Below are 26219 nucleotides of genomic sequence, written 5' to 3' on the forward strand. Positions count from 1 at the left end.
GCTCTCAGGCTCGAAGGCGAACGGCGCTGTCGCGCACCTCGAGTGCCGCGGCTTTGGCGAATTCCGCCTCCGCTTCCTCGAGCGACAGCTCGGCGGCATCCTGCTGAACCTTCAGTTCCCGGATCGAGACCTGAAGATTGTCGGCACGCTGGCGCGCCGCCTTGGCAAAGGTCGGATAGGCAAAGTGCCCGGGATCGGAGATTCCGGACTTCTTTTCCTCGATGGCGATCTGGCTTTCCAGCTCCTTAGACATCCGGTCGAATTCGGACATCATCATCTGTAGCTGGCTCAACTGCCGCCTTTTTTCTTTCACCTGAAATTCCTTCAGGCGAACTAGGCTCTCACGCGACCTCATACGCAATACTCCCGTGATGCGAGACCCCGGCACCCGGATCAGAACGCGCCATTCTGGCGCCCTCCCCGATCCGGCACTTTCCCTCCGCGTGCCACGCGCCTGAACAAGACGCGGACGACATGGCGGGACATTCTCCGGCGCACGAACCGATCGTGAATCACTGTCGATCTCTGATCCGCACGCCTTTCTGCCCTCCCGACCACCGGTCAGGCACGGCAAAACCGTCTTTTCACCCGCGAATTCGGCTTTCAAACACCGGAACGCACAAAAAATTCGACGATATTAACAAATGCATACCGCCGGTAACCTTTCGTTTACGGGCATCGTTAATCATAGGTGCGATCATTTAAGGGTCGGTAAATGCAAAGCACTAAAAAGCACGTTCCTTGCATTGATGAGTCAAAAGAGTCGGTTAGCGGGTTTTTCTTATGTTTTGGATGAGAGTCGCGATTCCGGATTAGTATGTGAAATCAGGGGTCTGCCCAAAATATTTAACATTTTCGATACATCTTGCCAGAGTGAATCAGAATTTGTTAACCATTCCGTGGCAGCCTCCAAATCAGGCAACGACTGGATCCGTATCGCGTAAGGGGGCCAGACACCTTTGAGCGGCGGAAAAGGGGACAAATATGCGGGTTCTACTGATCGAAGACGATAGCGCGACAGCGCAGAGTATCGAACTGATGCTCAAATCGGAAAGCTTCAACGTTTACACCACCGATCTCGGTGAAGAGGGCGTCGATCTCGGCAAGCTCTATGACTACGACATCATCCTTCTGGATCTGAATCTGCCCGACATGTCGGGCTATGAGGTTCTCAGAACGCTTCGCCTTTCCAAGGTCAAGACGCCGATCCTGATTCTCTCCGGCATGGCCGGCATCGAGGACAAGGTGCGCGGTCTCGGCTTCGGCGCCGATGACTACATGACCAAGCCCTTCCACAAGGACGAGCTGGTTGCCCGCATCCACGCCATTGTCCGCCGTTCCAAGGGCCACGCCCAGTCGGTCATCGCTACGGGCGAACTGATCGTCAATCTGGACGCCAAGACCGTAGAGGTCGGCGGCCAGCGCGTGCACCTGACCGGCAAGGAATACCAGATGCTGGAGCTGCTTTCGCTCCGCAAGGGCACGACCCTGACCAAGGAAATGTTCCTGAACCACCTCTATGGTGGCATGGACGAGCCGGAACTGAAGATCATCGACGTCTTCATCTGCAAGCTGCGCAAGAAGCTCGCCAATGCTGCCGGCGGCGCCAACTACATCGAAACGGTGTGGGGCCGCGGCTACGTGCTTCGCGAGCCGGACGGCGACTACCTCGAAAGCGCCTGATCCCCCGCATACTATCGATCCCCGCATCAAACCCGCTCCGCCAGAGCGGGTTTTTTCTTGTCTGGAAGGGGCCGACGTCCGGGATGCCTATCACCTGCGAAAAACCTCGCGCGACCTTCCTCTCACAGGGGCGCGACGACGCAAGGCCACACCACGGCGAGAGCGGCAGAAGTTTTCGAGAGAGTGCAGCTGGAAGGAGGAAGGGCGCAGCGGCCCGAGCAGTGCTTCTGGTCCCCGGCACGGAGCGACCACTCGCCCCTGCGTGTTGATCAGGCGGCGATCGAAAGGTTTGCGAAGACCGTCGTCAGGATCTTGCGATCGAAGGGCTTCAGCAGGAAGTCGTCGGCACCCGCGCGCTTGCCCATCATCATCTTCTTGAGGTCCGCCTCGACCACGCAGTAGAAGATGCGAACCGTCTTGCCCTGGGGCAGATTACGGATGTTGGCGATGAGGTCGAGCGCTCCGTCCATCGTCGAATCGACGATCAGGATGTTGGGCAGGTCAGCCTCGCAGCGCACCAGTGCCTCGAGCGAGCTCGACGCTTCGAGGACCAGGAAGTTCAGACCCGAGAGGATACGCTTGCCCACCTTGCGTACGACGTCGGAACTATCCGCGATCATCAGGCGATGCATTGCATGCTCCTCTCTCCGGTCCGAAAGGACCGGGCTCACCATGCAACAATTCTATGAGCGTCTGGCAAACAAAGTGTTAGCGCGCATGTCGAAAATTAGCCCTTTGCGATTATTCGGAACGGACTTTCGCACTGAAGACGATCTCCTCGGGCGTGGCCACGACCTCGAGGTCCATCCCGGCTTCCTCAGCGAGCAACACCGTATAGTAGGGCTGGATGCTGTGGGCATCGACCGCTTCCTCGGGGTTTCCGTTGAGGATCTCCATGAACTTCGGCGGCACGCGCAGCATGCGGCCCTTCGCCGTCAGCTTGAACACCGCATCGAATTCGGGGCTCTCCAGGCTCACATCGATCGAGCCGCCCCGCGGGATGGCGCCGTAGGCGACGAGGAAGAGGTTGAGAAGCAGTTTGACGCGGTTCTTGGCGACGATCGCGCGCGGACCGGTCCAGGTGACCTCGGTTTTCTTCTCCGCAACAGCGAAGTCGCGCGCGGCCTTTTCCGCTTCGCCCGTGTCGATCGATGCTCCGACGGAGCCGGACGCTCCGAACGCGAGACGCGCAAACTTCAAACGGACGGAGGCGTTGAGCGCGCTGGTCCGGATCAGGTCCATGGCGTCGGCATCGGCGCCGCCCTCGTCCAGAAGCTCAAGACCGTTGTTGATGGCGCCCACCGGCGAAATAATATCGTGGCAGACCCGGCTGCACAGCAGCGCCGCCAGATCGGGACCGGTCAGGGTGAGATTTGCATTCTTTACCATAGTGTGCTCCGAGCTCCCGCATAGCTTCGACCCCAGGACCCCTATGGGTTCTGAGGGTATATTCGCGAATCGACGCTTAGCACGTGAGAATTGCGCGGAGCGTGTCCGAAATCGAGGCAAACATAATGACACCACATTTGGTAAACCGATTATTAACACCATCGGTTCAAATTGCTCTCAGCTAGGGCTTTTGAACCGAAGGATGGGTGACGGAAATGTCGGTTTCCAACTTCCGCAAGACTGCATACCTGCTGATCGTGGCCGTTCTTGTCGCCGCGTTCGGCGCGCGAAACACGTTCGCCAGTTCGGGCGACCAATACTCCATGCAGGAGATCGTCGATGCCGGTCACGGCTTCTTCGGCTCGACCTCCGGTGGCTTGGCAAAGGTTGTGGAGAAGGCGTTCGAATCCTATGGCCTCCCGAACGGATACATTCTCGGGCAGGAAGGCTCGGGGGCGTTCGTTGCCGGCCTGACCTATGGCGAAGGCGAGATGAACACCAAGAACGCCGGCCAGCATCCGATCTTCTGGCAGGGCCCCTCCCTCGGTCTCGACTGGGGCGGACAGGGCAGCCGCGTCATGATGCTTGTCTACAACCTGCCGAGCGTCAACAACGTCTATGACCGCTTCGCCGGCGTATCGGGATCGGCCTATATCGTGGCGGGCGTCGGCATGACCGTGCTGACCCAGCACGACGTGGTGCTGGTTCCCATCCGCACCGGCGTCGGCGCACGGCTCGGCCTCAATGCCGGTTACCTGAAGCTGACCCGGGATCCCACCTGGAATCCCTTCTGAGCAGGTCGGAAAATCTGCCGCGGGGGCGAATGAAACCGCCGGGGCGCACGTCGATTAACCGATTCCCTTTCTTTTCCGCGGCCGGGGCTTGTTCCCGGCCGCAGCCATGACGATACTGTCGCAATCGACAAACCGATGGAAATGGCTCGACCGTGATCGCGTATGTCCTTCTCTTCGCCCTCGGCTTTCTTGCCGCAACACTGGTAGGTCTTCTGGTGGCTCCGGCGATCCACGGGCGTGTCGTCCGGTTCACCGAAGAGCGGTTGAAGGCGACCATGCCTCTCAGCCCCCAGGAAGTCCGCGCTCAGAAGGACATGGCACGCGCCGCCTATGCGGCGGAGAATGCCCGCGTCTCCGACGACCTGCGGCGCACGCGCGACAAGCTCGTTCAGGCCACCGTCGATCACGAGCGTCTCGTCGGCGAGACGAGCAAGCTGAATGCGGAGAACGCAGACCTCCAGGCCCAGATCGCCGAGATGAATGTGGAAGCGGGCGACCTGCGTTCCGCCATGCGGCGGGAGACCCAGAAGCTCGATCAGATGAAGTCGACGCTCGATGCCTCCGAGAGGGAAAGCCGCAGCAGCCATCGCGACATCGAGCATCTGACCGTGCGCCTGCATGATCTCCTTTCGGATATCGATACGGTCAAGATCGATCTCGCGGCACGCGAAACCGAGATCGAGAGCCTCAAGAGCCGCGTCTCCGCCCTGCGCGACGAGCGTGACAAGCTGAGAGAGGACCTAAAGATTTCCGGCGTCGCGCTGAGGGAGGTGCAGTCACGCCTCTCTCACGAGGAGGGCCGATCCCGCCAGCTCGATACCCGCCTGACCCGGGAACTGGCAGGCAGTTCAGACAAGGATAACGTGATCGAACGGCGGATCGCCGAGATCAACCGGCTGAAAGAAAAGCTCAAGACCGTGACGAACGAAGCCAAGGAAGCGACAAGGCTCTCCCGCATGACCGGCATAGCCCGGTCGAACCTGCTGGAACGCATGCCGGCCAAAAAAGGATCGGCAGAGAAGATCGGGCGCCGGACCAAGGCGCCCGTCGACCTGCAGGCACTCGACGAGGATGTACGCAACCAGAGTTCGGCGCTCTCCGAGAGACTTCTTTCAGCCAAGTCCGGTGCAAACGATGCGGCGCTCCGCGAAGAAATCGCCGACATCGCCACGAAGATGATCGTGCTCACCGCGGCACGCGAAGGACAACACTCCCCCGTGCACGATCTGCTCGCCGCAGTGGACCCCGAAAAGATTGGTGCGAAGAGCCTCGCCCGCCGTAGCCTCGACGCGCTGGACGGCAGCGAAGGCTGACGTCGCTCAGCCGATGCGGCCGGACGCAAGCGCGAGCTGGTAAAGCGCGATCCCGCTCGCGGTCGCGACGTTCAGGCTGTCGAGCCCGGCGCGCTGAGGAATTCGGGCCGAGCGAAATGTCGAAAGGATCTCGGCAGGCAACCCCTCCCCTTCCGTGCCCACCACCAGAGCCACCCGTCTGCCTGGAGCAATCTCCGAAACGGGCGTATCCCCGCGCGGGACAGGCCCCAGATGTCGAAGCCCTGGGCCGCCAGCATCGCAAGCATCGCATCCGCCCCGCCTTCGCGCGCATAGGGCATCGTCAGAACGGAACCGACGGAAACCCGGATAGCCTTGCGGTACAAGGGGTCGCAGCACGTGCCGTCCAGGAACACGGCATCGGCCCCGAACGCCGCCGCATTGCGAAACATCGAGCCGATATTGTCGTGATTGGAAATTCCGCAGGCGGCGAGCACGAGGCTCTGTTCGGGCAGGCGCGAAGCGAGATCACCGATACCGGGCGGATCCACCCTGCGGCCGATCGCCAGAACGCCGCGATGCATGTTGAAGCCGGCGATCGCGTCGAAAACCTGCTGGCTGGCGACGTAGACGGGGATCTCGTCCGGAAACAGCGCCAGAATGTCGCCAAGGCCGGCGATGCGGTTTTCCAGGAGCAGGATCGCCTCGGCGGCAAATCTGCCGGTCTCGCGCGCCGCAGCCGCAAGCATGCGCAGGACGACCGTGCCCTCCGCGATGAAGCGACCGTCCCGGCCGGTCAGATCGCGCTCGCGGATCGACACGAAACCCGCGATGCGCGGGTCGCCGCTGTCGACGATGCGAACGGGTTCGCCGGCCATGGTTGCTTGCCTACTTGCCGGTCACGTCGATGTCGGCGATGGTCCGGCCGGCGGAGATATCGTAGATCAGCGCCTTCCGGGTCCCGTCCGGCAGCGAGCCGTAGAACATGATCTGCGATCCCGCATGGGAGACAGCCGAAACGCTGAAGCCATCCGGCAACGTCATCGTCCCCTTGAGGGGCGCGTCGCTGGGCACGGTAAAGCCGCTGGCAATCTGTTCTTCCGGCTTGCTATCGCGCGCAGTGATTTTGTAGACAATGGCCGCGAGTACCGCCATGAACATGATCAGCATGACGCCGCCCGATACGAGCTGGAGGCGCACCATCTTACGGCGGACACTTTCCATCGCAGGGTCGAGCGGCTTCTCTTCCACTTGGTCTGCTTCAATATTCGACATGGGCGATTGCGCCTCCGGCATGCAGGATGGATTACAGTATGAACGACCCCTTTAAAGAAGCTGGCGCAACAAGGAAAGTCCTGAAGGCGGACGAGGAAGCGGCCGGGCGGCTCGATTCATGGCTGACGGCGGCACTTGCCGGCGACTTCTCCCGCAACCGGATCAAGTCGCTCATCGAGCAGGGCGCCGTTCTGGTCAACGGCGCGGCCGTCACGGAGCCGAAGCGGAAAGTGCATCCGGGCGACGTCATCGAGGTCGGCCTTCCGGAACCGGAAGATCCGGTACCGCAGGGCGAGGACATACCGCTCGACGTACTCTACGAGGACGACGACCTCATCGTCATCTGCAAGCCGGCCGGGCTCGTCGTTCACCCCGGTGCAGGGAACTGGACCGGAACGCTGGTCAATGCACTGATCCATCATTGCGGCGAAAGCCTTTCGGGCATCGGCGGTGTCAGGCGTCCCGGGATCGTTCACCGCCTCGACAAGGAGACCAGCGGCGTAATGGTCGTCGCCAAGAATGACGCGGCGCATCGGCACCTTTCTGCCCAGTTCGCCGACCATGGGCGCACGGGACCGCTGGAACGCGCCTATCAGGCTGCCGTCTGGGGCCGTCCGCGGCAGCTTCGCGGCGTAATCGACGCGCCGCTCGGCCGGGCCGGAGACCGGACGAAGCGCGCGGTGAAGCGGGAGGAAAGCGAAGACGCACGCGAGGCGATCACGCACTACGAAGTGGTGGAGCGCTACGGCGAAAAGCCTGACAGCACTTGCCTCGCCTCCCTCGTCGAATGTCATCTCGAGACCGGACGGACGCACCAGATTCGCGTTCACATGGCTCATATCGGGCATCCCCTGATCGGCGACCCGGACTATGGCTTGGCCTTCAAGACCAAGGCCAATCTCCTCCCACCCGCCGCCAAGGTTGTCGTGAACGCGTTCGACCGCCAGGCGCTTCACGCCTACATGCTGCAGTTCGAACACCCCGCCTCGAACGAGATCATGCACTTCGAGGCACCGATCCCCGACGACATGGAAGCGCTTCTCCAGGCGTTGCGGGCGCTCGACTGACATCTCGCGGCCACCACCGATCGCCCGAAGCTTTTTTGCCGCCGGCCCTTGAATTCGGTTCCGGGTGTTGCATCTAGGGGAAATGTAAAGCCGCTCTGCGAACCGACCCGCCTTCACACTCTCGTGAGAAGGTGGGCGCTTGAACCATTGCGTCGCCACACCTATCTTTGCAGTCGTGGGGTCAGGACGACCCACAGGAGCGTGATCGTGAACGGGATCACGCTCCGGCTTAAGGCTTGCCGCAATGGAAGCCGCTTCAGAAAGGGGTGCTGAATGGCCCGAAATACATTGCCGTCGATTACGGCCGGTGAAGGTGGTCTCAACCGCTATCTCGACGAAATTCGCAAATTTCCAATGCTTGAGCCGCAGGAAGAATACATGCTGGCCAAGCGTTACCAGGAACACGACGACCGCAACGCCGCGCACAAGCTGGTGACAAGCCACCTGCGTCTCGTGGCCAAGATCGCTATGGGATATCGCGGCTACGGCCTGCCGATCGGCGAAGTCATTTCCGAAGGTAATGTCGGCCTGATGCAGGCCGTGAAGAAGTTCGACCCGGAACGCGGATTCCGTCTGGCCACCTATGCCATGTGGTGGATCAAGGCCTCGATCCAGGAGTACATCCTGCGCTCGTGGTCGCTCGTGAAAATGGGGACGACCGCCAACCAGAAAAGGCTATTCTTCAACCTGCGCCGCATGAAGGGGAAGATACAGGCCATCGAAGACGGTGACCTGAAGCCCGATCAGGTGACCGAAATCGCCACAAAGCTGAACGTGTCCGAGGAAGAAGTCATCTCGATGAACCGCCGCCTCTCCGGCGACGCATCGCTCAACGCGCCGATCAAGGCGAGCGAAGGCGATTCCGGGCAGTGGCAGGACTGGCTTGTCGATGATCACGACAGCCAGGAACAGACGCTGATCGAACAGGACGAACTGGAAACGCGCCGCTCCATGCTCGCGCGTGCCATGGGCGTCCTGAACGAACGCGAGCGCCGGATCTTCGAGGCTCGCCGCCTGTCGGAGGACCCGGTAACGCTGGAAGAACTTTCGTCCGAGTTCGACATCAGCCGCGAGCGTGTCCGCCAGATCGAGGTTCGCGCCTTCGAAAAGGTGCAGGAAGCGGTTCAGAAGATGGCGCTCGAACAGGCCCAGGCCGTTCGCGTAATCGAAGACGCCTGAAGGTAACGCCTCAGTCCCGATTGATGGGCGGCGCACCTCGCTGGAAACAGTTCAAACGACAAAGGCCGCGGTCATGCCGCGGCCTTTGTGTTTTGTGTGGTACCCCGCATCGCGGGACGCCCGGACTGCGAAGACGGGCCGTCCGGCGCGGATACCGCGCCTTACTGGCTGTCCGTCGGGGTTGTCCCGAGTGCGGCCCAGGCCTTGAGGACCTTGTCGAAGGCCTCGATGCCGTTCGGCCCCTTGTCGAGGGTGATCAGTGCCCGACGGCCGTTGCGGTAGGTAATCGGGATGTCGATCCAGTTGCGGGTCCGAAGCAGTTCCATGTTCTTGGTGATCGCCTCGGGGAAATCGTTGAGGGCGATCATGTGGAAGTCCTCGGTGATCTTCGCCGGTACCGCGATCAGCGGATCGCCGCGATCCTGCTCCGTCTGCTTCATCGCAACGCGCTGCACGCTTTCGATCGCGCCGCCTTCGAAGTCGTCCGGCAGCGAGAACACGATCTCGACCAGATGGCTCGCGGGAAGCGAACGGTCGGCATTGCGGCGGATCGTCATGAGTGCCGTCAGACCGTTCGAGGGGACGTTGATCTGCGCGCGGATGACAGGCTCCGGCTTGCCGCCGTCGCCCGGTGTTTCTTCCGCGGACGACCACGCTACGGTGCCCTCGATCGCCGTGGGAGCCGTCTGGCCCAGCCGCTCCTCGTAGAGGAACATCTTCTGCGCAGCGCCCGGGGTTGCAGCCGGCTGCTCGGCGGTCGTGCTTGCCGCTGCCGGCGTGTTGTTCACGACAGGTGCGGTCTCCGTCGCCTGTGCTGTCTCATTCGTGGCGGCCGCGGCAGCACCATCCGTTGTTACGGGTGCCTGACCGGTCGGCGTCTCGATGCCCGGCGTCTCGGCAGATGCGACTTCCGACTGTTCGGCGACCGACTTGCCCTCCTCAACCGCGCCCTCGAGCGCAGCTGCAGGCCCCTCGTCGCGCTCGCTTCCGTCAGCCAGCAGGCGCTGGGTGAACTTCCCGCCGCTCGCGCCGGGGTTGAGTGCTGCGACCTCGTTGTTCGTGGTGGCCGGAGCGGCTCCGTTGGTCGTGTTTGCAGTGGTGCTCGGAGAGTTCTCGGTAGCACTGTTTTCGATCGGCTTTTCTGCTGCGTTCTTCTCCGAAACTTTCGGAGCCATCACGCTGGCGATCCAGGCGTGGACCTTGTCGCGGTTCAGCCAATAGCCCGCACCGGCACCGCCGACGATCGCCAGGAATGCGAGGATGACGATGATGGTGCGCAGATTGAAGCGCGACGGACGGGGCTCGGCGCGGAACGAGCGCTGACCGCTCCGGGCCGCTGCCGCGGCCCCCGCCGCAGTTGCAGCGGCTTCAGCAGTCGATCCGAGGGGGGCTTCCGCGGCCGTCCCCTGCTGGGCAGTGTCGGTGCTTCGGTCGTAGCCGATCAGATCCTCGAGATCGCTCCAGGCGCTTTTCGGAGCGCGCGCGGAATCGTCTCCCTTGACCTCGGCCGCCTTCGACTCGTCTCCCTTGACCTCGCCATTTTCATCGTCCGGCCAGAACCATGCCGGATCGCCATGCGGGGAAACCCCGTGCGAGTGGGGGTCTGCGTGCGAATGGGTCTCGGCGATCGGCGCCTTGCCTTCCCATCCCCAGGAATCGTGGGTGGCAGGCATCTTCGGTTCGGTATCGGTAAAGCCGAGCGTCTCGCTTTCGCCGGCAGCCGGGGCGTGATCGTCCGGGGAAACCCTGGCGACAGCATCGTCCGAGCCAGGATGTGCCGTAAGATCCGTCTGCGCAGCGTCCCGGAATTCCTCGAACGCGGGTTCGGCCGGCTGCTCCTGGATGTGCCAGGAAGGCATGTAGGCAACCTCGCCCGCCGGCGCCACTTCGGCGCTTTCGGCCGCAACCTCGTGATCCTGTCTGATCGGCTCGACGTGTTCCGGAACGTGGGCGAGATCGGCGTCGGTCGCGACGTGATAGTCCGGTGCGGCAGGCTCTACGTAGAGTTCCTCGCCATCGGAAACCGGTGGCTCGACATGCTCCCGCTCCTGCGCCCACTGGTCGTGTGCCTGCGGCTCTTCATAGACCTCGGCAGCCGAAGCGACGGGCTCCGGCGCGGCCGCAATCTCGGCCTCATGATACTCTTCGACCGTTTCGTGAACGGTGGTCTCTACCTCGGCCTGATAAGGCACTTCCGCCGCAGGTTCCTCGTGCACGAAGGAAGGTTCGGCGCGCTCCTCGACGCTATCAGGCTCTTCCGCAACTGGCTCTGCATGGTATTCAGCCGTCTCGGGTTCTGCGGTTTCGTGTACCGCCTCGCGAACCGGCTCTTCTTCCTGTTCCGCAGCAACGGGTTCGACCGCAGGCGCAGCTTCATGGGCCACCGGCTCCGCCTCGAATACGGTCTCCTCGACCGTCTCCTCCGCGGGCAGTGCCTCTGCGTGCTCGATTTCCACTTCGCTGATGGCCGATTCGAGCTTGTCGAGCTGGCGCTGCACCAGTTCCTGCGGAGGCTGCGGGTTCATCGCCTCCAATTGCCTGCGCACAGCACCACGCGCCTTTTCGTAGACCTTGACCCGCATTTCGGGAGTATTGTCCGAAAGGCCATCAACGGCTCTACGAATGACTGCTACAAAATCCGCCATCAGAACTTTCTCGTGAACTCCGGCCTCTTGTTATTGAAAAACGGTCCGGAAGTTGCGCTTAACTTAAGATTAATCTTCAAATGGATCGGTCACAAGTATGGTGTCATCCCGCTCGGGGCTGGTCGACAGGAGTGCAACCGGCGCACCGATCAGCTCTTCCACCTGACGCACATATTTGATCGCCTGTGCCGGAAGATCGGCCCAGCTCCGTGCCCCGACGGTGGATTCCTTCCAGCCTTCGAGCGTGATGTACTTAGGCTCGACGCGCGCCTGCTGCCCCTGGCTCGCCGGCAGATGGTCGATTTCCTCGCCGTCCAGCGTGTAGCCGACGCAGATCTTGAGCTCGTCGAGGCCGTCAAGCACGTCGAGCTTCGTCAGAGCAACACCCGTGATGCCGTTCGTCGCGACCGATTGGCGGACAAGCGCGGCATCGAACCAGCCGCAACGCCGCTTGCGTCCGGTGACCGTACCGAACTCGCGTCCCCGTTCGCCGAGGAACTGGCCGATCTCGTCCGTAAGCTCGGTTGGGAAGGGCCCCTCGCCCACGCGGGTCGTGTAGGCCTTGGTGATGCCGAGGATGTAGCCGAGCGCGCCCGGGCCCATGCCGGAACCTGCGGCGGCCTGCCCTGCAACCGTGTTGGACGAGGTCACGAACGGATAGGTGCCGTGGTCGATGTCGAGCAGGGAGCCCTGCGCGCCTTCGAACAGGATGCGCGCGCCGCGACGACGCTCCTTGTCGAGCATGAGCCAGACCGTGTCACGGAACGGCAGAATGCGATCGGCAACCGAGGTCAGCTCGGTCATGATCGTCTCGTGCGAAATCTCCTGTTCGCCCAGGCCACGCCGCAGTGCATTGTGGTGGGTAAGAAGGCGTTCGACCTTGCCGGAGAGCGTATCGAGGTCGGCGAGATCCATGACGCGAATCGCGCGGCGACCCACCTTGTCTTCATAGGCAGGGCCGATGCCACGGCGCGTCGTACCGATCTTGACCCCGCTGTTGGAAGCTGCGGCCGCGTCTTCGCGCAGGCCGTCGAGCTCGCGGTGCAGCGAAAGGATCAGCGTCGCGTTATCGGCAATGCGCAGGTTGTCTGGCGTGATCGTGACGCCCTGTGCGGACAGCTTCTCGATTTCGGCGATCAGCGCATGCGGGTCGACGACGACACCGTTGCCGATGACCGCCATCTTGCCGGGACGCACGACGCCCGAAGGAAGCAAGGAGAGCTTGTAGCTGGTGCCGTCGATTACGAGCGTATGGCCGGCATTGTGCCCGCCCTGGAAGCGAACCACGATATCCGCACGCTCGGAGAGCCAGTCGACAATCTTGCCTTTGCCCTCGTCGCCCCACTGCGACCCGATCACCACGACATTCGTCATTTCGTATTTCCTGTCCTTGCGCGCTCGCGCGCACCACACACAAACCCGCGCATCTATACTGTGTTGCTTCGGGGAAAGCGACCCTGTTGTCAGCGGTCAATCGAGCTTTTTGCGTGGCTTGAACTGGATTATTGGTTTAAGTGGGCCATCTTCCGCGAAGCTTTCCTCAAAATCCCCTTACTGGATACGACACTGTGAATGGCAAGGCCTATTTCTATCTCTGCGTGACCGCTCTCTTTTGGGGCGGCAATTCGGTCGCGGGGAAAATGGCCGTCGGACATGTCAGCCCCCTGGTGCTCACGACGCTGCGCTGGGTGCTGGCTCTCGCCATCATCCTCACATTCATGACGCCGCAGATCCGGCGCGACTGGCCGAAGATCCGGAAACACTGGCCACAACTGCTCGTCTACGGCGCTTTCGGGTTCACGGCGTTCAACGTACTCCTCTACACCGCCCTGAAGCACACGAGCGCGATCAACGTCGTGATCGAGCAGGCCGGCATTCCCATGCTGATCTTCGTGTTCAACTTTCTGCTTTTCCGTGTTCCCGCGTCACCCATGCAGATCGCCGGCTTCACGGTTACGCTGGTGGGCGTGCTCGTCGCCGCCTCCCATGGGCAGTTCGCAAATCTGCTGGCATTGCAGTTCAACCTCGGGGACGCCCTCATGCTGGGTGCCTGCCTGGTCTACGCCGGCTACACCGTGTCGTTGCGGTGGAAGCCGGACATGCACTGGCAGAGTTTCATCGCCGCTCCAGCCCTGGGCGCCCTTCTGAGCTCGCTGCCGATCCTCGGCTGGGAGGCTGCCTCGGGCGGCATGATCCTGCCGGATACCAAGGGCTGGGCGATCATCATCTACGCTGCAATCTTCCCTTCCCTGATGTCGCAGGTGCTCTACGTGCGGGGCATCGAGATGATCGGCCCGAACAGGGCAGGCCTCTTCATCAATGCGATCCCGATTTTCGGCACGCTGCTCTCCGTCATCCTGATCGGCGAGGAATTTCACCTCTACCACTTCGTCGCGCTTCTGCTTGTGCTCGGCGGAATAGCGATTGCAGAATGGGGCAAGGTGAAGCGGAAAGCATAGCGGCTGGCGTCTATCAACTCCGTCAGTTGATCGGCCCCGGCGCGCCGGGCGACGCTTCACTATGAAATTTCACCCCTCACAAATCGCAGTCAGCCTGACCCTCACCGGGCGCTAACACTTAAGTTTTACTTATACTTTTAATGATTCAGTCCTGCACGATAAGGTTTTATTGTGAGGCTTGCCCCGGTGAAGAACATACGCATTTCCGCCCGCATCTATCTTCTGACTGCGATGGCGTTATTTTTCATGGCAGCAGCCATGACCTACAAGACGCAATCGGCCACCGAGGAGGTGAATGCCGAGCGTCGCCAGATGTTGCGCAATGTCACCGACGCGGCAGTCTCGGTTGTTGCCGCCTACGAAAAGCAGGAAAAGGACGGCACGCTTACCCGCGAGCAGGCGCAAAAGGCGGCCATCGCCGATGTCATGAGCATGCGCTTCGGCGAGGGCGGATACTTCTTCATCAACAGCTTCGAAGGCCTGATGGTCGCCCATCCGCTCAACAAGAAGCTGATAGGCACCGACGTGCGCGGCCTGAAGGACCAGAACGGCAAGAGCTTCAACACCGAACTCATCGGCCTCGCGCAGAACCCCGGCGAAGGCTTCGTGGATTATGTCTGGGACAAGCCCGGCAAGAGCGAGCCCGTCGAGAAGTTTTCCTATGTCCGAGGCTTCGCTCCCTGGGGCTGGGGGATCGGCACCGGCGTCTACGCGGATGATCTCGCCGCCCAGTACGTCCGCTCCATGACCGTCACGGTCGTCATCACAATCCTCGCTGGTCTGGCGACGCTTGCCGCGGCCATGGCGATCGGGCGCTCGATCAGCCGCCCCATCAACCGGCTGAAGGACGTCATGCTCGAAGTTTCCCGCAACGACACCCGGTCGGAAGTTCCTGACACCGGCCGCGAGGATGAGATCGGCCACATGGCGGATGCGCTCGTCGTGCTGCGAAACTCGGTGATCGAACGCAACCTGCTGGAAAAGCGTCAGCGCGAACAGCAGGAGCTGATCGACAGCGAACGCAGTTCGAACGAAGACCGCCAGCGCGCGGCATCGCAGAGCCAGTCGCGCGTGGTTACCACGATCGGTGGCGCCCTGGAGCGCCTGGCAAGCGGAGACCTCACCATCGAAGTCCCGGATCTCGGCACTGACTATGACAAGCTGCGCCGCGACTTCAACACTGCCGTTCATGCCCTGAGGTCGACCATCAGCGCCATCGCCGACTCGACTTCCATCGTAAACGGCAGCGCCGGCGAGATCAGCAAGGCCGCCAACGATCTGTCCCAGAGGACCGAGCAACAGGCAGCCTCCCTCGAGGAAACTGCTGCGGCACTGGACGAGATCACCTCCGCGGTTCAGAACTCGACGACCCGCGCGGAAGAAGCAAAGCGGATGGTGTCCGACGCTCGCAAGGGTGCCGCGGCTTCGAGCGAGGTCGTTCGCAATGCGATCGACGCCATGGGGCGGATCGAAAGCTCCTCCTCCAAGATTGGCGAGATCATCGGCGTCATCGACGACATCGCCTTCCAGACCAACCTTCTCGCGCTCAACGCAGGCGTGGAAGCCGCCCGCGCAGGCGAAGCCGGCAAGGGATTTGCGGTCGTGGCACAGGAAGTCCGGGAACTGGCCCAGCGCTCCGCAAACGCGGCCAAGGAGATCAAGACACTGATCACCGCTTCCTCCACGGAGGTCGCGGCAGGCGTCGAACTCGTCGAGGCGACCGGCACGTCGCTGAGCGACATCGAACGCCGTGTCAACGAGATCAACGAGCGCATCGTCGCAATCGCAACCGCCGCGCAGGAGCAGGCTGTCGGCCTGAGGGAAATCAACACGGCCGTCAACCAGATGGACCAGATGACCCAGCAGAACGCCGCGATGGTCGAGCAGACCTCCGCCGCCAGCCAGACGCTTGCCGGCGAAAGCGGCCAGCTGGCGGCACGCATCGCGCACTTCAAGATGGAAGGATCCCATCAGCAACACGGCTACACCGCACGCCGCGCAGCCTGAGCCCCGTCCGACATCAATGCAAAAGGCCCGCCCGGCGCAAACCGGGCGGGCCTTTTGCTATTGGGGAAGCAACCGGTCGGAAATCCGCAAATTCGCGGCCGGATCATTTTCGAGACCCGCACCGGCAATCTCTTCTACGATGCGGATGGGACGGACGCCGCGAAGGCGCTGCGGTTCGCGCTGCTGAAGCCCAAACTCTCGCTGACCCCCAGCGACTTGCTGATCTTCTGGCTCCCGCCCAGCCGCCGACCGTCAAATGGAAAAAAGGCGCGCCACGAAGTCCGTGGCGCGCCCTTCTTGTTTTCGTCTTGGGAGGAGACGAGATCAGTCGACGTTGAACACCAGGGACTTCGCCTGGCGAATTGCCGGGTTGGCGCGAAGCTTGTCGAGAACGGCATCCGAAACCGGGCCGTCGACATAGAGCAACGCGATGGCGTCGCCACCTTCCTTCTCGCGACCGAGCTGGAAGTTCGCGATGTTGACGCCAGCATCGCCGAGCGTCATGCCGATGAAGCCGATCATGCCGGGAACGTCGGTGTTGGTGATGTAGACCATGTGCGAGCCGACGTCGGCATCGAGGTTGATGCCCTTGATCTGGATGAACCGCGGCTTGCCGTCCGAGAAGACCGTGCCGGCGATCGAGCGGGTCTGGTTGGCGGTCTTGACGGTCAGCTTGATGTAGCCGTCGAACACACCCGACTTGTCACGCTTGACCTCGGAAAGGATGATTCCCTTTTCCTTGATCATGATCGGGGCCGAAACCATGTTGACGTCGGCAACCTGCGAGCGGATGAGGCCTGCGAGCAGCGCGCTCGTCAACGCCTTGGTGTTCATCGACGCTGTCGCACCATCGTAGAGGATCTCGATTTCCTTGATGGCGCTTTCGGTGACCTGACCTACGAAGGCCCCGAGAACGTCGGCAAGCCGGATGAACGGCTTCAGGATCGGCGCTTCCTCGGCGGTGATCGACGGCATGTTGATGGCGTTGGAAACGGCACCCTTGACGAGGTAGTCCGACATCTGCTCGGCAACCTGAAGCGCCACGTTCTCCTGCGCTTCGGTGGTCGACGCGCCGAGATGCGGCGTGCAGACGACGTTCGGCAGGCCGAAGAGCGGGCTTTCCTTGGCCGGCTCGACTTCGAAGACGTCGAAGCCCGCACCGGCAACGTGACCGGACTTGATGGCTTCGGCCAGTGCTGCCTCGTCAACCAGACCACCACGGGCGCAGTTGATGATGCGCACGCCCGGCTTGGTCTTAGCAAGGTTTTCCTTGCCGAGAATGCCGCGGGTCTTGTCGGTCATCGGCACGTGCAGCGTGATGAAGTCCGCCTTGGCGAGCAGTTCGTCGAGCTCGACCTTGGTGACGCCCATTTCCTGGGCGCGCTCGGCCGACAGGAAGGGGTCATAGGCCAGAACATGCATGCCGAGGCCGATCGCCTTCTTGCAGACGATGCCGCCGATGTTGCCGGCACCGATGACACCGAGCGTCTTGCCGGTGATCTCGACACCCATGAACTTCGACTTTTCCCACTTGCCGGCCTGGGTCGACGAGTCGGCCTGCGGCAACTGGCGGGCGACCGCGAACATCAGCGCGATGGCGTGTTCGGCGGTCGTGATCGAGTTGCCGAACGGCGTGTTCATCACGATGATACCGCGGCGCGAGGCGGCCGGGATGTCAACGTTGTCGACGCCGATGCCGGCGCGGCCGATAACCTTGAGGTTGGTCGCGGCGGCGATGAGCTTTTCCGTCGCCTTGGTAGCGGAACGGATGGCAAGGCCATCATAGTTGCCGATGATTTCGGCGAGCTTGTCCTTGTCCTTGCCGAGCTGCGGCTGGAAATCCACTTCGACTCCGCGGTCGCGGAAGATCTGGACGGCGGTTTCCGACAGTTCGTCGGATACGAGTACGCGAGGTGCCATGAAAGGCCTCCTTCAATCGGTCAATGGTGATGGATAAAGGGTGGCTTCGCCGAAGGGGCGAAGCCTGTCGCGATGTCAGGCCGCAGCCTTGGAAATCGTTGCCTTCTGGGTCTCGAAGGCCCAGGTCAGCCACGGCATCAATGCCGCGATGTCAGCCGTGTCGATCGTGGCGCCGGCCCAGATGCGAAGCCCGGAGGGAGCATCGCGATAGGCGCCGATGTCGTATGCGACACCCTGCTTCTCGAGAAGGGCGACTATGCCCTTGGCGAAGGCAGCCTGAGCGTCGGCGTCGAGCGCCAGCACGTCCTTGTCGGCGATCGTCAGGCAGACGGACGTGTTGGACCGCGTTGCCGGATCCTTCGCCAGGTTGGCGATCCAGTCGTTCTTTTCGACGAAGTCGAAGATCGCCTTGGCGTTTGCATCCGCACGAGCCATCAGCGCCTTGAGGCCACCGATTTCCTTCGCCCAGAGAAGCGCATCGATGTAGTCCTCGACGCACAGCATGGACGGCGTGTTGATCGTCTCGCCCTGGAAGATGCCCTCGATCAGCTTGCCGCCCTTGGTCATGCGGAAGATCTTCGGCATCGGCCAGGCCGGCGTGTAGCTCTCGAGCCGCTCGACGGCGCGGGGGCTGAGGATGATAACGCCATGGCCGCCCTCGCCGCCCAGCACCTTCTGCCAGGAGAAAGTGACGACGTCGAGCTTGGAGAAATCCATGTCCTGTGCAAAGGCCGCCGAGGTGGCGTCGCAGATGGTCAGGCCCTGGCGGTCGGCCGGAATGAAGTCAGCGTTCGGAACGCGCACACCGGAGGTCGTGCCGTTCCAGGTGAAGACCACGTCACGCGAAAAATCGATCGTGGAAAGGTCGGGGAGAACGCCGTAGTCGGCGGTGATCTTGCGGACGTCCGGAAGCTTCAGTTCCTTGACGACGTCGGAAACCCAGCCCGAACCGAAGCTTTCCCATGCGACCATGTCGACGCCGCGCGGGCCGAGCAGCGACCAGAGCGCCATTTCGACAGCGCCGGTGTCGGACGCAGGAACGATGCCGATGCGGTAGTCCGCCGGAACCTCGAGCACTTCGCGGGTGAGATCGATGGCCTGCTTGAGCTTGGCCTTGCCGACCTTGGCGCGGTGCGAACGACCGAGCGCGGCATCGGAAAGCTTATCGAGCGACCAACCGGGGCGCTTCGAGCAAGGGCCAGAAGAGAAATGGGTATTGTTCGGACGCACGTCCGGCGTGACGGTCTTCGTCATGATCTATCCTCTCAGATAGTTAGCCCTTCGTTGGGGAAGGGTGTCCCGCCGCCGCGTATATGGGATCTCATGGGAAAGCGCAAGAGGAAAACGGCACGCCGTGTTCTCCATGCGACAAGATGGCCTGAGTGCCGCGCGCGAGGGGTGTGCGTGAGTTTTCGCTCCCGCGCCACGCCCCCAGACGCCGCCCGTCAGAGAATGAAATCAGCCGCCCTCAGCGTGATCGCATCATCCAGATGGATTGCGAAATCGGACTTTTTGTCCCCGTTCACATCCGCGTAGATGTAGGTATCGCTCGTAGCCTTCGTATATCTGAGTTCACCGGCATGGCCGGTGAAGGCGGCAGTCCCTTTGAATGCGAAGCCCTGATTGCCTGATGTCGCGGTGTTCGCATCGATATTGGCAAGGTGTATCCTGTCGGCGTCGGCGCGCTTGAAGTCGAAGATGGTGTCGCGGCCGCTCGCCGACACGGTCGATTCGGAAATCGAATAGAAGAGGAAAGCGTCAGCGGCGGCTCCTCCCGTAAGGCCGTCAGCGCCCGCTCCGCCGACAAGGGTGTCTGCGCCGGCGTCACCCTTGATCACGTCGTTCCCGCCGAACCCCTGGAGGTTGTCCTTGCCCTCCCCGCCGAGCAGCGTATTGGCTTCCGCCCCTCCCCAGAGCCGGTCGTCGCCGTTGCCGCCATCCACCTTGCCCGAGACACGGCCGCTTCGGCCATCGTAAAGGTCGCTGCCGCCAAAGAGCAGCACGTCGCCGGTGATCCGACCGGTGTTCGTAACGAGATCGATGCCGACCGCATCGTTCATTTCAAGGGCCGCTCCGGTGCGTCCGACGATCGTGCCGGAGTTGACGATCTTTACGGTTTGCCCGCGCGTTGCGATGTAGGCCCGCTCGATCGCGTTGTCATAGCCATCGATCGTTCCCGAGTTCGTGATTGAAGTCGTTCCGTCGAGACCTGCGAGATAGACAGCGGTTGAGGCAAAGGACCGGATCAACCCGGCGTTCTCGATGACCGAATTGGAGCCATAGAGGCTGTAGTTGTAGATGATGGCGACCTGGGCGCCCTTCTCCACATAGAGATTGTTGGCGACATCCGTGGCGTCACCTCCGAGGAACATGCCCGTCCCGCCGATGGAACCGTAGACATGGACGTCGTGATTGCTGCCATATCCGTAGAGCGTCGTGCCGATGCTGCTCGCAATCGCGACGCCGGTCTGTATCACGGCATCGTCGCTACCGTTGAGAGTGACCACCGTTCCTGGTTGACTTGCCGAAGCGGGAAACTGCCATGCCATAGCATTGACCTCCTGGGCTGAACCTGGAGACAAAATACACGGCACGCGTGCAGTCGGCACCGCCCATTTCTGGGGCAAGCCCGATCGAGTTCCGCCCTGCAGTCACGCCAAGCGGATCGCGGCACGTGGCTAGCGATGGGATTGCGGAACCGGACCCTACCAGAGGTCGATGCGGATGCCTGCCCGGAATTCATGCTTCTGGAACCCGTCGTCCCTACCCTTCACTCCGGATGCGCCGGCCGCGCGCTCCGCGGCCGTATAGCCGAACATGTCGCCGCCGTTCACGTCCGAGAACCGGTAGCCGAAGTCGAGCTTCACGCCCTCGGAGATCTGGTAGGACGCTCCCGCCATCAGCGCATATGTAAAGCGCCAGCTGTCCTGGCCGGGGGCGGAGACCTCATCGTATGTCGTGCCGGAGCATGCGGCCGTGCCGTTCCGGCAACTGGCTGTGCTCGAGAAGTCGTCCCATCGGACATTGGTCATGCCCGCACCAGCGCCGACATAGGGCGTGAAGCCGGCGAAGGTGGCGATGTCGACATAGGCGTTCGCCATCAAGGTGGCGGCCTGATAGGAGGCGTCCTGGGAGTAGCGGCACGAGGTCCCTCCCGGCTCGGCCCAGAGCACGGCTGGGCTGTAGAGGTGTGCCCGTCGAGGTCACCCTGATATATGTCTGCCGTGAAATCTGCACGGAACGTGTCGTTGAACTGATAGCCGACGCCAAGGCCAACGGAGACCGGCCGGGAGAAGCGGGCATCGTCGAAGCTTCCGGGCGTGATCACGAACGGCTGGTTGTCGTTCGCTTTGGGCCGGTCGCCCTTTATCCAGGCTGCGTAGCCAACATCGCCGCGGACATACCAGCCCTGGGCTGAGGCAGCGGTCGACGCAATGTCGATCTCGGGCGCGTCGATGATTTCTTCCTGGTCAGCGGCGAAGACCGGCAGGGAGCCCATTGTGGCAAGAAGAGCCGATCCCAACACAAGCAGCTTCGCAACCATTTCCCGATCCTCCGGCGACGACCGGAATCACCGTGCCGTTTCATTGATGCGGGAAATATCGCAGCCGGAAGTTAAGTGCAGGTTAACCATGTTTCTTAACCAAGCCCGTCTGCACGACGTCCCCGGCTCGCGCGACTGAACATGGTTCGAGTGCGTCACGCCCTGCGCATGGGCTTCGCACCCGCCTCAGGCACACGATTGGCGTCTGCCCGGGATCGTCTTCCTCAGGGCCAAACGAAAGGGCCGCCCGGTGATGCCGGACGGCCCTTTGTAGGGTGAGATTTGATGTGTCCTATTTGTAGACCGGCTGCTCGACCGGCGGCACGTAGGGCACTTCGCATGCGTTGAAGGAGTAGCGCAGGCCGATGCGAGCCTCGTGGACATAGAAGCCTTCATCCTTGCCCGGGCCGCCGTTCATCGCGTAGCCGAACATGTCGCCATCGTCGATGCTGCGGAAGCGGTATCCGGCATCGGCCTTCAGGTTGCAGGTCAGGTCGACGGATGCACCGGCCATGAGCGCGTAGGTGAAGCGCCAGCTGTCGCGACCCTTGTGCGTGATCGTCGGGTCGCAATTGCTTGGGTCGTTCGCGTCACAGGACGTGTTCTTGAGATTGCCCCAGTTGACGCGCGTCGCACCGATACCGGCGCCGACATAGGGCGTTACGCCGCCATAGGTGCCGATGTCGACATAGGCATTGGCGAGCAGGCTGAGGGCCGACATCGAGGCGCGGTCGGTCGAGACGCAGTTTGCGGCAACGCCGCAGCTTCCGCTCGTGGAGCCCTTGAAGTCGCTGTCGAACAGGTAGTCGACCGTCACGTCCGTGCGCAGGTAGTCGTTCCACTGGTAGCCGACGCCGCCGCCGAGGATCACTCCGCCATCTAGGTCGGTGTCGTCGAAATCGGTCTTGAAGCCGCCCGGCCCGCCCTGGTAGTAATTCGCCCCGCGCATATGGGTCCAGCCGTAGCCGAGATCGCCGCGCAGATACCATCCACTCGATGAAACGACGACCTGCTCGACGGGAGCAGGCTGAACCGGCTCAGGCTGGTAGACATCCGCCGCAAACGCCGATGTGCTCCCGATCAGAGCGGCAACGGCGCCATACAAATACTTCCTCATCGCCCAACTCCATAGACATGTTGCTCGGCGCGGCGAACGGCCGCGAGCCCGAATTCATCGATCTGCCATGGATAATGATTGGGAAAGGTTAAGTTGCAATTAACTACGAAGCTTTACCTAAGCGATTAACGTTCTGGCAAGGAATCGCCCGGCGATCAGCATCCGATTTGCAATAGTCTTGAAGACGATACGTTCTCTACAGGCGCCCGGCGGAGCCTCCTTGCGCACAATGAAAAGGCCGGGGACTTGGATCCCCGGCCTTTTCAAATTCAATTGGGTGGCTGGCGCCTCGCCCGAACTCAGGCCGCGCTGCGGACGGCTCCGATCACCGAAACGAGCTCGTCGACGACGCGCTCCACAAGCTCCCTGTCATCGCCTTCCGCCATCACGCGGATGAGCGGTTCGGTGCCCGACGGCCTGATGAGGAGACGGCCGTTGCTCGCAAGCTCGCTTTCCGCATCGGCAATCGCCGCGCGGACGGTCGGGTCTTCCAGCGGCTTCTCCGCCGAGATGCGGACGTTCTTCAGCACCTGAGGAACGGCTTCGAAGCGATTGCAGACCTCGCTCACCGTCTTGCCGCTGCGCTTGACGCAGGCGAGCACCTGCAGCGCGGCCACAAGGCCGTCACCGGTCGTGCCGAAATCGGACAGCACGATGTGCCCCGACTGTTCGCCACCGACGTTGTAGGCGTTCTGGCGCATGTGCTCGACGACGTAGCGGTCACCGACCTTGGTCCGCTCGAGGCCGAGGCCCTTGTCATTGAGGAAACGCTCCAGCCCGAGGTTCGACATGACAGTCGCGACGATGCCGTTGCCCTTGAGCAGGTCGTCCGCCGCCCATGTCTCGGCAATCACCGCCATCAGCTGGTCGCCGTCAATCAGGTTGCCCTGTTCGTCGACGATCAGCACTCGGTCCGCATCGCCGTCAAGCGCAATGCCGATGTCGGCGCGAACCTCGTGCACCTTCTTCTGAAGGGCCGCGGTATGCGTCGAGCCGCATTCGAGATTGATGTTCATGCCGTTCGGCTCGTTGCCGATCGTTACCACGTCGGCGCCGAGCTCCCACAGCGCGGCCGGCGCGACCTTGTAGGCGGCACCGTTTGCGCAGTCGATCGCGACCCTCAGACCATGAAGCGTGACGTCCCTCGGAAGCGTGCGCTTTGCATGCTCGATGTAGCGGTCGTGCACACCGTCGATGCGCTTGGCGCGGCCGATTTCATCGGCCTTGGCGAGCTGCGAGGCGATATCCCGCTCGAGAAGCTCCTCGATCTGGTTTTCCAGCTCGTCCGAAAGCTTGTAGCCGTCGGGGCCGAACAACTTGATGCCGTTGTCCTGGAAGGGATTGTGGGAGGCGGAGATCATCACGCCGATATCCGCGCGCAGCGATCGGGTCAGCATCGCGACAGCGGGCGTGGGGATCGGGCCGAGAACGAAGGCATCGACGCCGGCTGCGGTGAACCCGGCAACCATGGCGTTCTCCAGCATGTAGCCCGAGAGCCGTGTGTCCTTGCCGATCACGACGCGATGGCGATGCGTGCCGCGCCTGAAAATGGTTCCGACGGCAATGCCGACCCGCATGGCGAGGTCTGGCGTCATCGGAAAGGTATTAGATTGTCCCCGGATGCCATCCGTACCGAAGTAGCGACGTTTCATGTCACCTCCTGAAGTTTCTTGCGCCATGCTGCCGAAAGAGTCCGGAGATCATCCGGCGCGCAAGCATGGAGGCTTCTTATGACCTTCCCCTGCCATCGTCCTCGAGAACGTCGGCCTGCCGCTCTGTTTGCCACAATTTTTAGCAAAGAACAGCACTGCCGCCATCAGAATTCGTTACAGGCTGTTACCAATATGAAACCGGCCGCCAGGCTTTCGCCTGCGGCCGGTCGGTCGGAATTGCGACTGCGCGTCCTATTGGGGCTGTGGTTCGAGACCGCCTTCGGTCTCCCCGCCCTTGGTGCCGTCCTTCTTCGGACCGGCTTTCGGAACGGCCGAACCGCGGCTCGGGGGCGTATCGTCGCCAAGATCGCGCGCCGGCTTCTCGCCACGGATCAGGGCCTTGATTTCCTCGCCGGTGAGCGTTTCGTATTCCAGCAGCCCTTCCGCCAGTGCCACGAACTCGTGGTGTTGGTCGGTGATGATCCGCTTGGCCTCGGTATAGGCCTCGTCGATCAGGCGGCGGATTTCATTGTCGATCTTCTGTGCCGTCGATTCAGAAACGTTCTTCGACTGCGCGACGGAGTGACCGAGGAACACTTCCTGCTGGTTCTCGCCATAGGCGACCTGGCCCAGCTGATCGGAAAAGCCCCACTGGGTGACCATGGCGCGCGCAAGCTTCGTCGCCTGCTCGATGTCGGAGGATGCACCTGACGTGATGTTCTCCTTGCCGAAGGTGATTTCTTCGGCCACGCGTCCTCCCATCATGATGGCGAGGCGAGAGACCATCCACTTGTAGCTCATCGAATAGCGGTCGCCTTCGGGCAGCTGCATGACCATGCCGAGAGCGCGACCGCGCGGAATGATCGTCGCCTTGTGCAGAGGATCCGCGACAGGAACGTTGAGCGCAACGATGGCGTGGCCGGCCTCGTGATAGGCGGTGAGCTTCTTCTCGGCCTCGGTCATGGCCGAGGAGCGACGCTCCGCACCCATCATGATCTTGTCCTTGGCGTCCTCGAACTCCTGCATCGTGACGAGGCGCTTGTTGCGGCGTGCCGCCATGAGGGCAGCCTCGTTGACGAGGTTCATCAGATCCGCGCCGGAGAAGCCGGGGGTACCGCGAGCCAGAACCTTGAGATCGACGTTCGGCGCCAGCGGCACGTTGCGGACGTGAACCTTCAGGATGCGCTCGCGGCCGACGATATCCGGGTTCGGCACGACAACCTGCCGGTCGAAACGGCCCGGACGCAGGAGCGCCGGATCCAGGACGTCGGGGCGGTTGGTCGCGGCGATGAGGATGATGCCTTCGTTGGCCTCGAAACCGTCCATCTCGACGAGCAATTGGTTCAGCGTCTGCTCGCGCTCGTCATTGCCGCCGCCGAGACCGGCGCCGCGATGACGGCCGACCGCATCGATTTCGTCGATGAAGATGATGCAGGGTGCATTCTTCTTGGCCTGTTCGAACATGTCGCGGACGCGGGACGCACCCACGCCGACGAACATTTCAACGAAGTCGGAACCCGAAATCGTGAAGAAGGGCACGTTCGCCTCGCCCGCCACCGAGCGTGCGAGCAGGGTCTTACCCGTGCCGGGCGGGCCGACGAGCAGCACGCCGCGCGGAATACGTCCGCCGAGACGCTGGAACTTCTGCGGGTCGCGCAGGAACTCGACGATCTCTTCCAGGTCCTGCTTGGCCTCGTCCACGCCGGCAACGTCCGCGAAGGTCACGCGACCATGCGCTTCGGTCAGGAGCTTGGCCTTGGACTTTCCAAAGCCCATGGCGCCACGCGAGCCACCCTGCATCTGGCGCATGAAGAACAGCCAGACACCGAGGATAAGAAGCATCGGCAGCAGCGTACCGATATAGCTGAGGAACCCGGACGAGCCGTCCGTCTCCGGGCGCACGTTGATGACGACGTTCTTGGACTGAAGCCTGTCGACCAGCGAGTCGTCGACTGCCGGAGAGAAAGTCTGGAAGGTCGCACCGGTCTCGACGTAGCTGCCGACAACCTTACCGCCGGTAATCACCACCTCTTTCACCCTGTTCGAGTCCACTTCCTTGAGGAACTGCGAATAGGGGATTTCCCGCGAGCCGGTCTGGGCGGGGCTCGTCTGAAACATGCTGAACAGGGCGATCAGCAACAGAGCGATAATTGCCCACAGGGCAAAATTGCGGAAATTAGGATTCATCGAACTTCCCGGGCACTTTCTCGGCCGTGG

At 62.1% G+C, this 26219-nt stretch carries 21 protein-coding genes and 1 pseudogene; 7 read left to right on the forward strand and 15 right to left on the reverse strand.

Features of this window, described 5'->3' with window-relative positions:
- Positions 1-4: 4 nt before the first annotated feature.
- Complete coding sequence (locus tag F3Y30_RS20075) at positions 5-355, reverse strand: flagellar export protein FliJ (RefSeq protein WP_203424413.1); 351 nt, start codon at positions 353-355, stop codon at positions 5-7.
- 629 nt (positions 356-984) lie between these two features.
- On the opposite strand from F3Y30_RS20075, the gene ctrA reads away from it, so the two are divergent.
- The gene (gene ctrA / locus F3Y30_RS20080; RefSeq protein WP_203424414.1) at positions 985-1683 is read left to right on the forward strand and encodes a cell cycle two-component system response regulator CtrA; all 699 of its coding nucleotides are present in this window, start codon (positions 985-987) and stop codon (positions 1681-1683) included.
- 269 nt (positions 1684-1952) lie between these two features.
- Here the strand turns inward: ctrA and F3Y30_RS20085 are convergent, their stop codons facing one another.
- The gene (locus tag F3Y30_RS20085) at positions 1953-2315 is read right to left on the reverse strand and encodes a response regulator (protein ID WP_203424415.1); all 363 of its coding nucleotides are present in this window, start codon (positions 2313-2315) and stop codon (positions 1953-1955) included.
- A 109-nt stretch (positions 2316-2424) separates the two neighbouring features.
- The gene (locus F3Y30_RS20090; RefSeq protein ID WP_203424416.1) at positions 2425-3072 is read right to left on the reverse strand and encodes a histidine phosphotransferase family protein; all 648 of its coding nucleotides are present in this window, start codon (positions 3070-3072) and stop codon (positions 2425-2427) included.
- 215 nt (positions 3073-3287) lie between these two features.
- Between F3Y30_RS20090 and F3Y30_RS20095 the strand changes: the two genes are divergently transcribed.
- Complete coding sequence (locus F3Y30_RS20095) at positions 3288-3866, forward strand: EipA family protein (protein WP_203424417.1); 579 nt, start codon at positions 3288-3290, stop codon at positions 3864-3866.
- A gap of 152 nt (positions 3867-4018) precedes the next feature.
- Positions 4019-5179 (forward strand): hypothetical protein, encoded by a 1161-nt coding sequence (locus F3Y30_RS20100; protein WP_203424418.1) that lies wholly within the window; start codon positions 4019-4021, stop codon positions 5177-5179.
- 6 nt (positions 5180-5185) lie between these two features.
- On the opposite strand, the pseudogene F3Y30_RS20105 reads toward F3Y30_RS20100, so the two are convergent.
- Positions 5186-6015 (reverse strand): annotated as a pseudogene (locus F3Y30_RS20105) (RNA methyltransferase).
- A gap of 10 nt (positions 6016-6025) precedes the next feature.
- Positions 6026-6412, reverse strand: coding sequence for a hypothetical protein (locus F3Y30_RS20110; protein WP_203424419.1), 387 nt, complete (start codon positions 6410-6412; stop codon positions 6026-6028).
- Positions 6413-6450: 38 nt separating this feature from the next.
- On the opposite strand from F3Y30_RS20110, the gene F3Y30_RS20115 reads away from it, so the two are divergent.
- Together F3Y30_RS20115 and rpoH are read left to right on the forward strand one after the other, a co-directional pair.
- Entirely contained in the window at positions 6451-7479 is a 1029-nt protein-coding gene (locus F3Y30_RS20115; protein WP_203424420.1) for an RluA family pseudouridine synthase, read from the forward strand.
- A 273-nt stretch (positions 7480-7752) separates the two neighbouring features.
- The gene (gene rpoH, locus F3Y30_RS20120; RefSeq protein ID WP_203424421.1) at positions 7753-8658 is read left to right on the forward strand and encodes an RNA polymerase sigma factor RpoH; all 906 of its coding nucleotides are present in this window, start codon (positions 7753-7755) and stop codon (positions 8656-8658) included.
- Positions 8659-8819: 161 nt separating this feature from the next.
- On the opposite strand, the gene F3Y30_RS20125 is transcribed toward rpoH, so the two are convergent.
- Positions 8820-11303 carry a hypothetical protein gene (locus F3Y30_RS20125; protein ID WP_203424422.1) on the reverse strand — a complete coding sequence of 828 codons (2484 nt, stop codon included), beginning with the start codon at positions 11301-11303 and terminating at the stop codon, positions 8820-8822.
- 69 nt (positions 11304-11372) lie between these two features.
- Positions 11373-12677, reverse strand: a complete 1305-nt coding sequence (locus tag F3Y30_RS20130; protein WP_203424423.1) for an adenylosuccinate synthase — start codon at positions 12675-12677, stop codon at positions 11373-11375.
- A 194-nt stretch (positions 12678-12871) separates the two neighbouring features.
- Here F3Y30_RS20130 and F3Y30_RS20135 point away from each other — a divergent pair, with 194 nt between their 5' ends.
- Complete coding sequence (locus F3Y30_RS20135; protein WP_203424424.1) at positions 12872-13762, forward strand: DMT family transporter; 891 nt, start codon at positions 12872-12874, stop codon at positions 13760-13762.
- Between the two features lie 186 nt (positions 13763-13948).
- Positions 13949-15769 (forward strand): methyl-accepting chemotaxis protein, encoded by a 1821-nt coding sequence (locus tag F3Y30_RS20140; RefSeq protein WP_203424425.1) that lies wholly within the window; start codon positions 13949-13951, stop codon positions 15767-15769.
- Between the two features lie 324 nt (positions 15770-16093).
- On the opposite strand, the gene serA is transcribed toward F3Y30_RS20140, so the two are convergent.
- The 8 genes from serA to ftsH all read right to left on the reverse strand — a co-directional run bounded on the left by serA (position 16094) and on the right by ftsH (position 26189).
- The gene (serA, locus tag F3Y30_RS20145) at positions 16094-17689 is read right to left on the reverse strand and encodes a phosphoglycerate dehydrogenase (RefSeq protein WP_203424426.1); all 1596 of its coding nucleotides are present in this window, start codon (positions 17687-17689) and stop codon (positions 16094-16096) included.
- A 75-nt stretch (positions 17690-17764) separates the two neighbouring features.
- Positions 17765-18943 carry a phosphoserine transaminase gene (locus F3Y30_RS20150; protein ID WP_203424427.1) on the reverse strand — a complete coding sequence of 393 codons (1179 nt, stop codon included), beginning with the start codon at positions 18941-18943 and terminating at the stop codon, positions 17765-17767.
- 191 nt (positions 18944-19134) lie between these two features.
- Positions 19135-20238: a hypothetical protein gene (locus tag F3Y30_RS20155; protein WP_203424428.1), complete on the reverse strand. Its 1104-nt coding sequence runs from the start codon at positions 20236-20238 to the stop codon at positions 19135-19137.
- 156 nt (positions 20239-20394) lie between these two features.
- Positions 20395-20790 carry a hypothetical protein gene (locus F3Y30_RS26765; RefSeq protein ID WP_348649854.1) on the reverse strand — a complete coding sequence of 132 codons (396 nt, stop codon included), beginning with the start codon at positions 20788-20790 and terminating at the stop codon, positions 20395-20397.
- Entirely contained in the window at positions 20790-21233 is a 444-nt protein-coding gene (locus F3Y30_RS26770) for a hypothetical protein (protein WP_348649855.1), read from the reverse strand. Before F3Y30_RS26770 ends, F3Y30_RS26765 begins: the two co-directional genes overlap by 1 nt.
- 292 nt (positions 21234-21525) lie before the next feature.
- The gene (locus tag F3Y30_RS20165) at positions 21526-22350 is read right to left on the reverse strand and encodes an outer membrane protein (RefSeq protein ID WP_203424429.1); all 825 of its coding nucleotides are present in this window, start codon (positions 22348-22350) and stop codon (positions 21526-21528) included.
- A gap of 299 nt (positions 22351-22649) precedes the next feature.
- Positions 22650-24002, reverse strand: coding sequence for a phosphoglucosamine mutase (gene glmM / locus F3Y30_RS20170; protein WP_203424430.1), 1353 nt, complete (start codon positions 24000-24002; stop codon positions 22650-22652).
- Between the two features lie 252 nt (positions 24003-24254).
- Entirely contained in the window at positions 24255-26189 is a 1935-nt protein-coding gene (gene ftsH, locus F3Y30_RS20175; protein ID WP_203424431.1) for an ATP-dependent zinc metalloprotease FtsH, read from the reverse strand.
- Positions 26190-26219 lie beyond the last annotated feature (30 nt).

Source organism: Sinorhizobium sp. BG8 (assembly GCF_016864555.1).
Classification (GTDB): domain Bacteria; phylum Pseudomonadota; class Alphaproteobacteria; order Rhizobiales; family Rhizobiaceae; genus BG8.

Coding starts and splice junctions, on each gene's coding strand:
- F3Y30_RS20115 (WP_203424420.1), top strand. CDS start 6,451: ATGAACGACCCCTTTAAAGAAGCTGGCGCAACAAGGAAAGTCCTGAAG.
- glmM (WP_203424430.1), bottom strand. CDS start 24,002: ATGAAACGTCGCTACTTCGGTACGGATGGCATCCGGGGACAATCTAAT.
- serA (WP_203424426.1), bottom strand. CDS start 17,689: ATGGCACCTCGCGTACTCGTATCCGACGAACTGTCGGAAACCGCCGTC.
- F3Y30_RS20095 (WP_203424417.1), top strand. CDS start 3,288: ATGTCGGTTTCCAACTTCCGCAAGACTGCATACCTGCTGATCGTGGCC.
- F3Y30_RS20165 (WP_203424429.1), bottom strand. CDS start 22,350: ATGAGGAAGTATTTGTATGGCGCCGTTGCCGCTCTGATCGGGAGCACA.
- F3Y30_RS20110 (WP_203424419.1), bottom strand. CDS start 6,412: ATGTCGAATATTGAAGCAGACCAAGTGGAAGAGAAGCCGCTCGACCCT.
- F3Y30_RS26765 (WP_348649854.1), bottom strand. CDS start 20,790: ATGGCGAACGCCTATGTCGACATCGCCACCTTCGCCGGCTTCACGCCC.
- ctrA (WP_203424414.1), top strand. CDS start 985: ATGCGGGTTCTACTGATCGAAGACGATAGCGCGACAGCGCAGAGTATC.
- F3Y30_RS20155 (WP_203424428.1), bottom strand. CDS start 20,238: ATGGCATGGCAGTTTCCCGCTTCGGCAAGTCAACCAGGAACGGTGGTC.
- F3Y30_RS26770 (WP_348649855.1), bottom strand. CDS start 21,233: ATGGTTGCGAAGCTGCTTGTGTTGGGATCGGCTCTTCTTGCCACAATG.
- rpoH (WP_203424421.1), top strand. CDS start 7,753: ATGGCCCGAAATACATTGCCGTCGATTACGGCCGGTGAAGGTGGTCTC.
- F3Y30_RS20125 (WP_203424422.1), bottom strand. CDS start 11,303: ATGGCGGATTTTGTAGCAGTCATTCGTAGAGCCGTTGATGGCCTTTCG.
- F3Y30_RS20150 (WP_203424427.1), bottom strand. CDS start 18,943: ATGACGAAGACCGTCACGCCGGACGTGCGTCCGAACAATACCCATTTC.
- F3Y30_RS20130 (WP_203424423.1), bottom strand. CDS start 12,677: ATGACGAATGTCGTGGTGATCGGGTCGCAGTGGGGCGACGAGGGCAAA.
- F3Y30_RS20090 (WP_203424416.1), bottom strand. CDS start 3,072: ATGGTAAAGAATGCAAATCTCACCCTGACCGGTCCCGATCTGGCGGCG.
- F3Y30_RS20075 (WP_203424413.1), bottom strand. CDS start 355: ATGAGGTCGCGTGAGAGCCTAGTTCGCCTGAAGGAATTTCAGGTGAAA.
- ftsH (WP_203424431.1), bottom strand. CDS start 26,189: ATGAATCCTAATTTCCGCAATTTTGCCCTGTGGGCAATTATCGCTCTG.
- F3Y30_RS20085 (WP_203424415.1), bottom strand. CDS start 2,315: ATGCATCGCCTGATGATCGCGGATAGTTCCGACGTCGTACGCAAGGTG.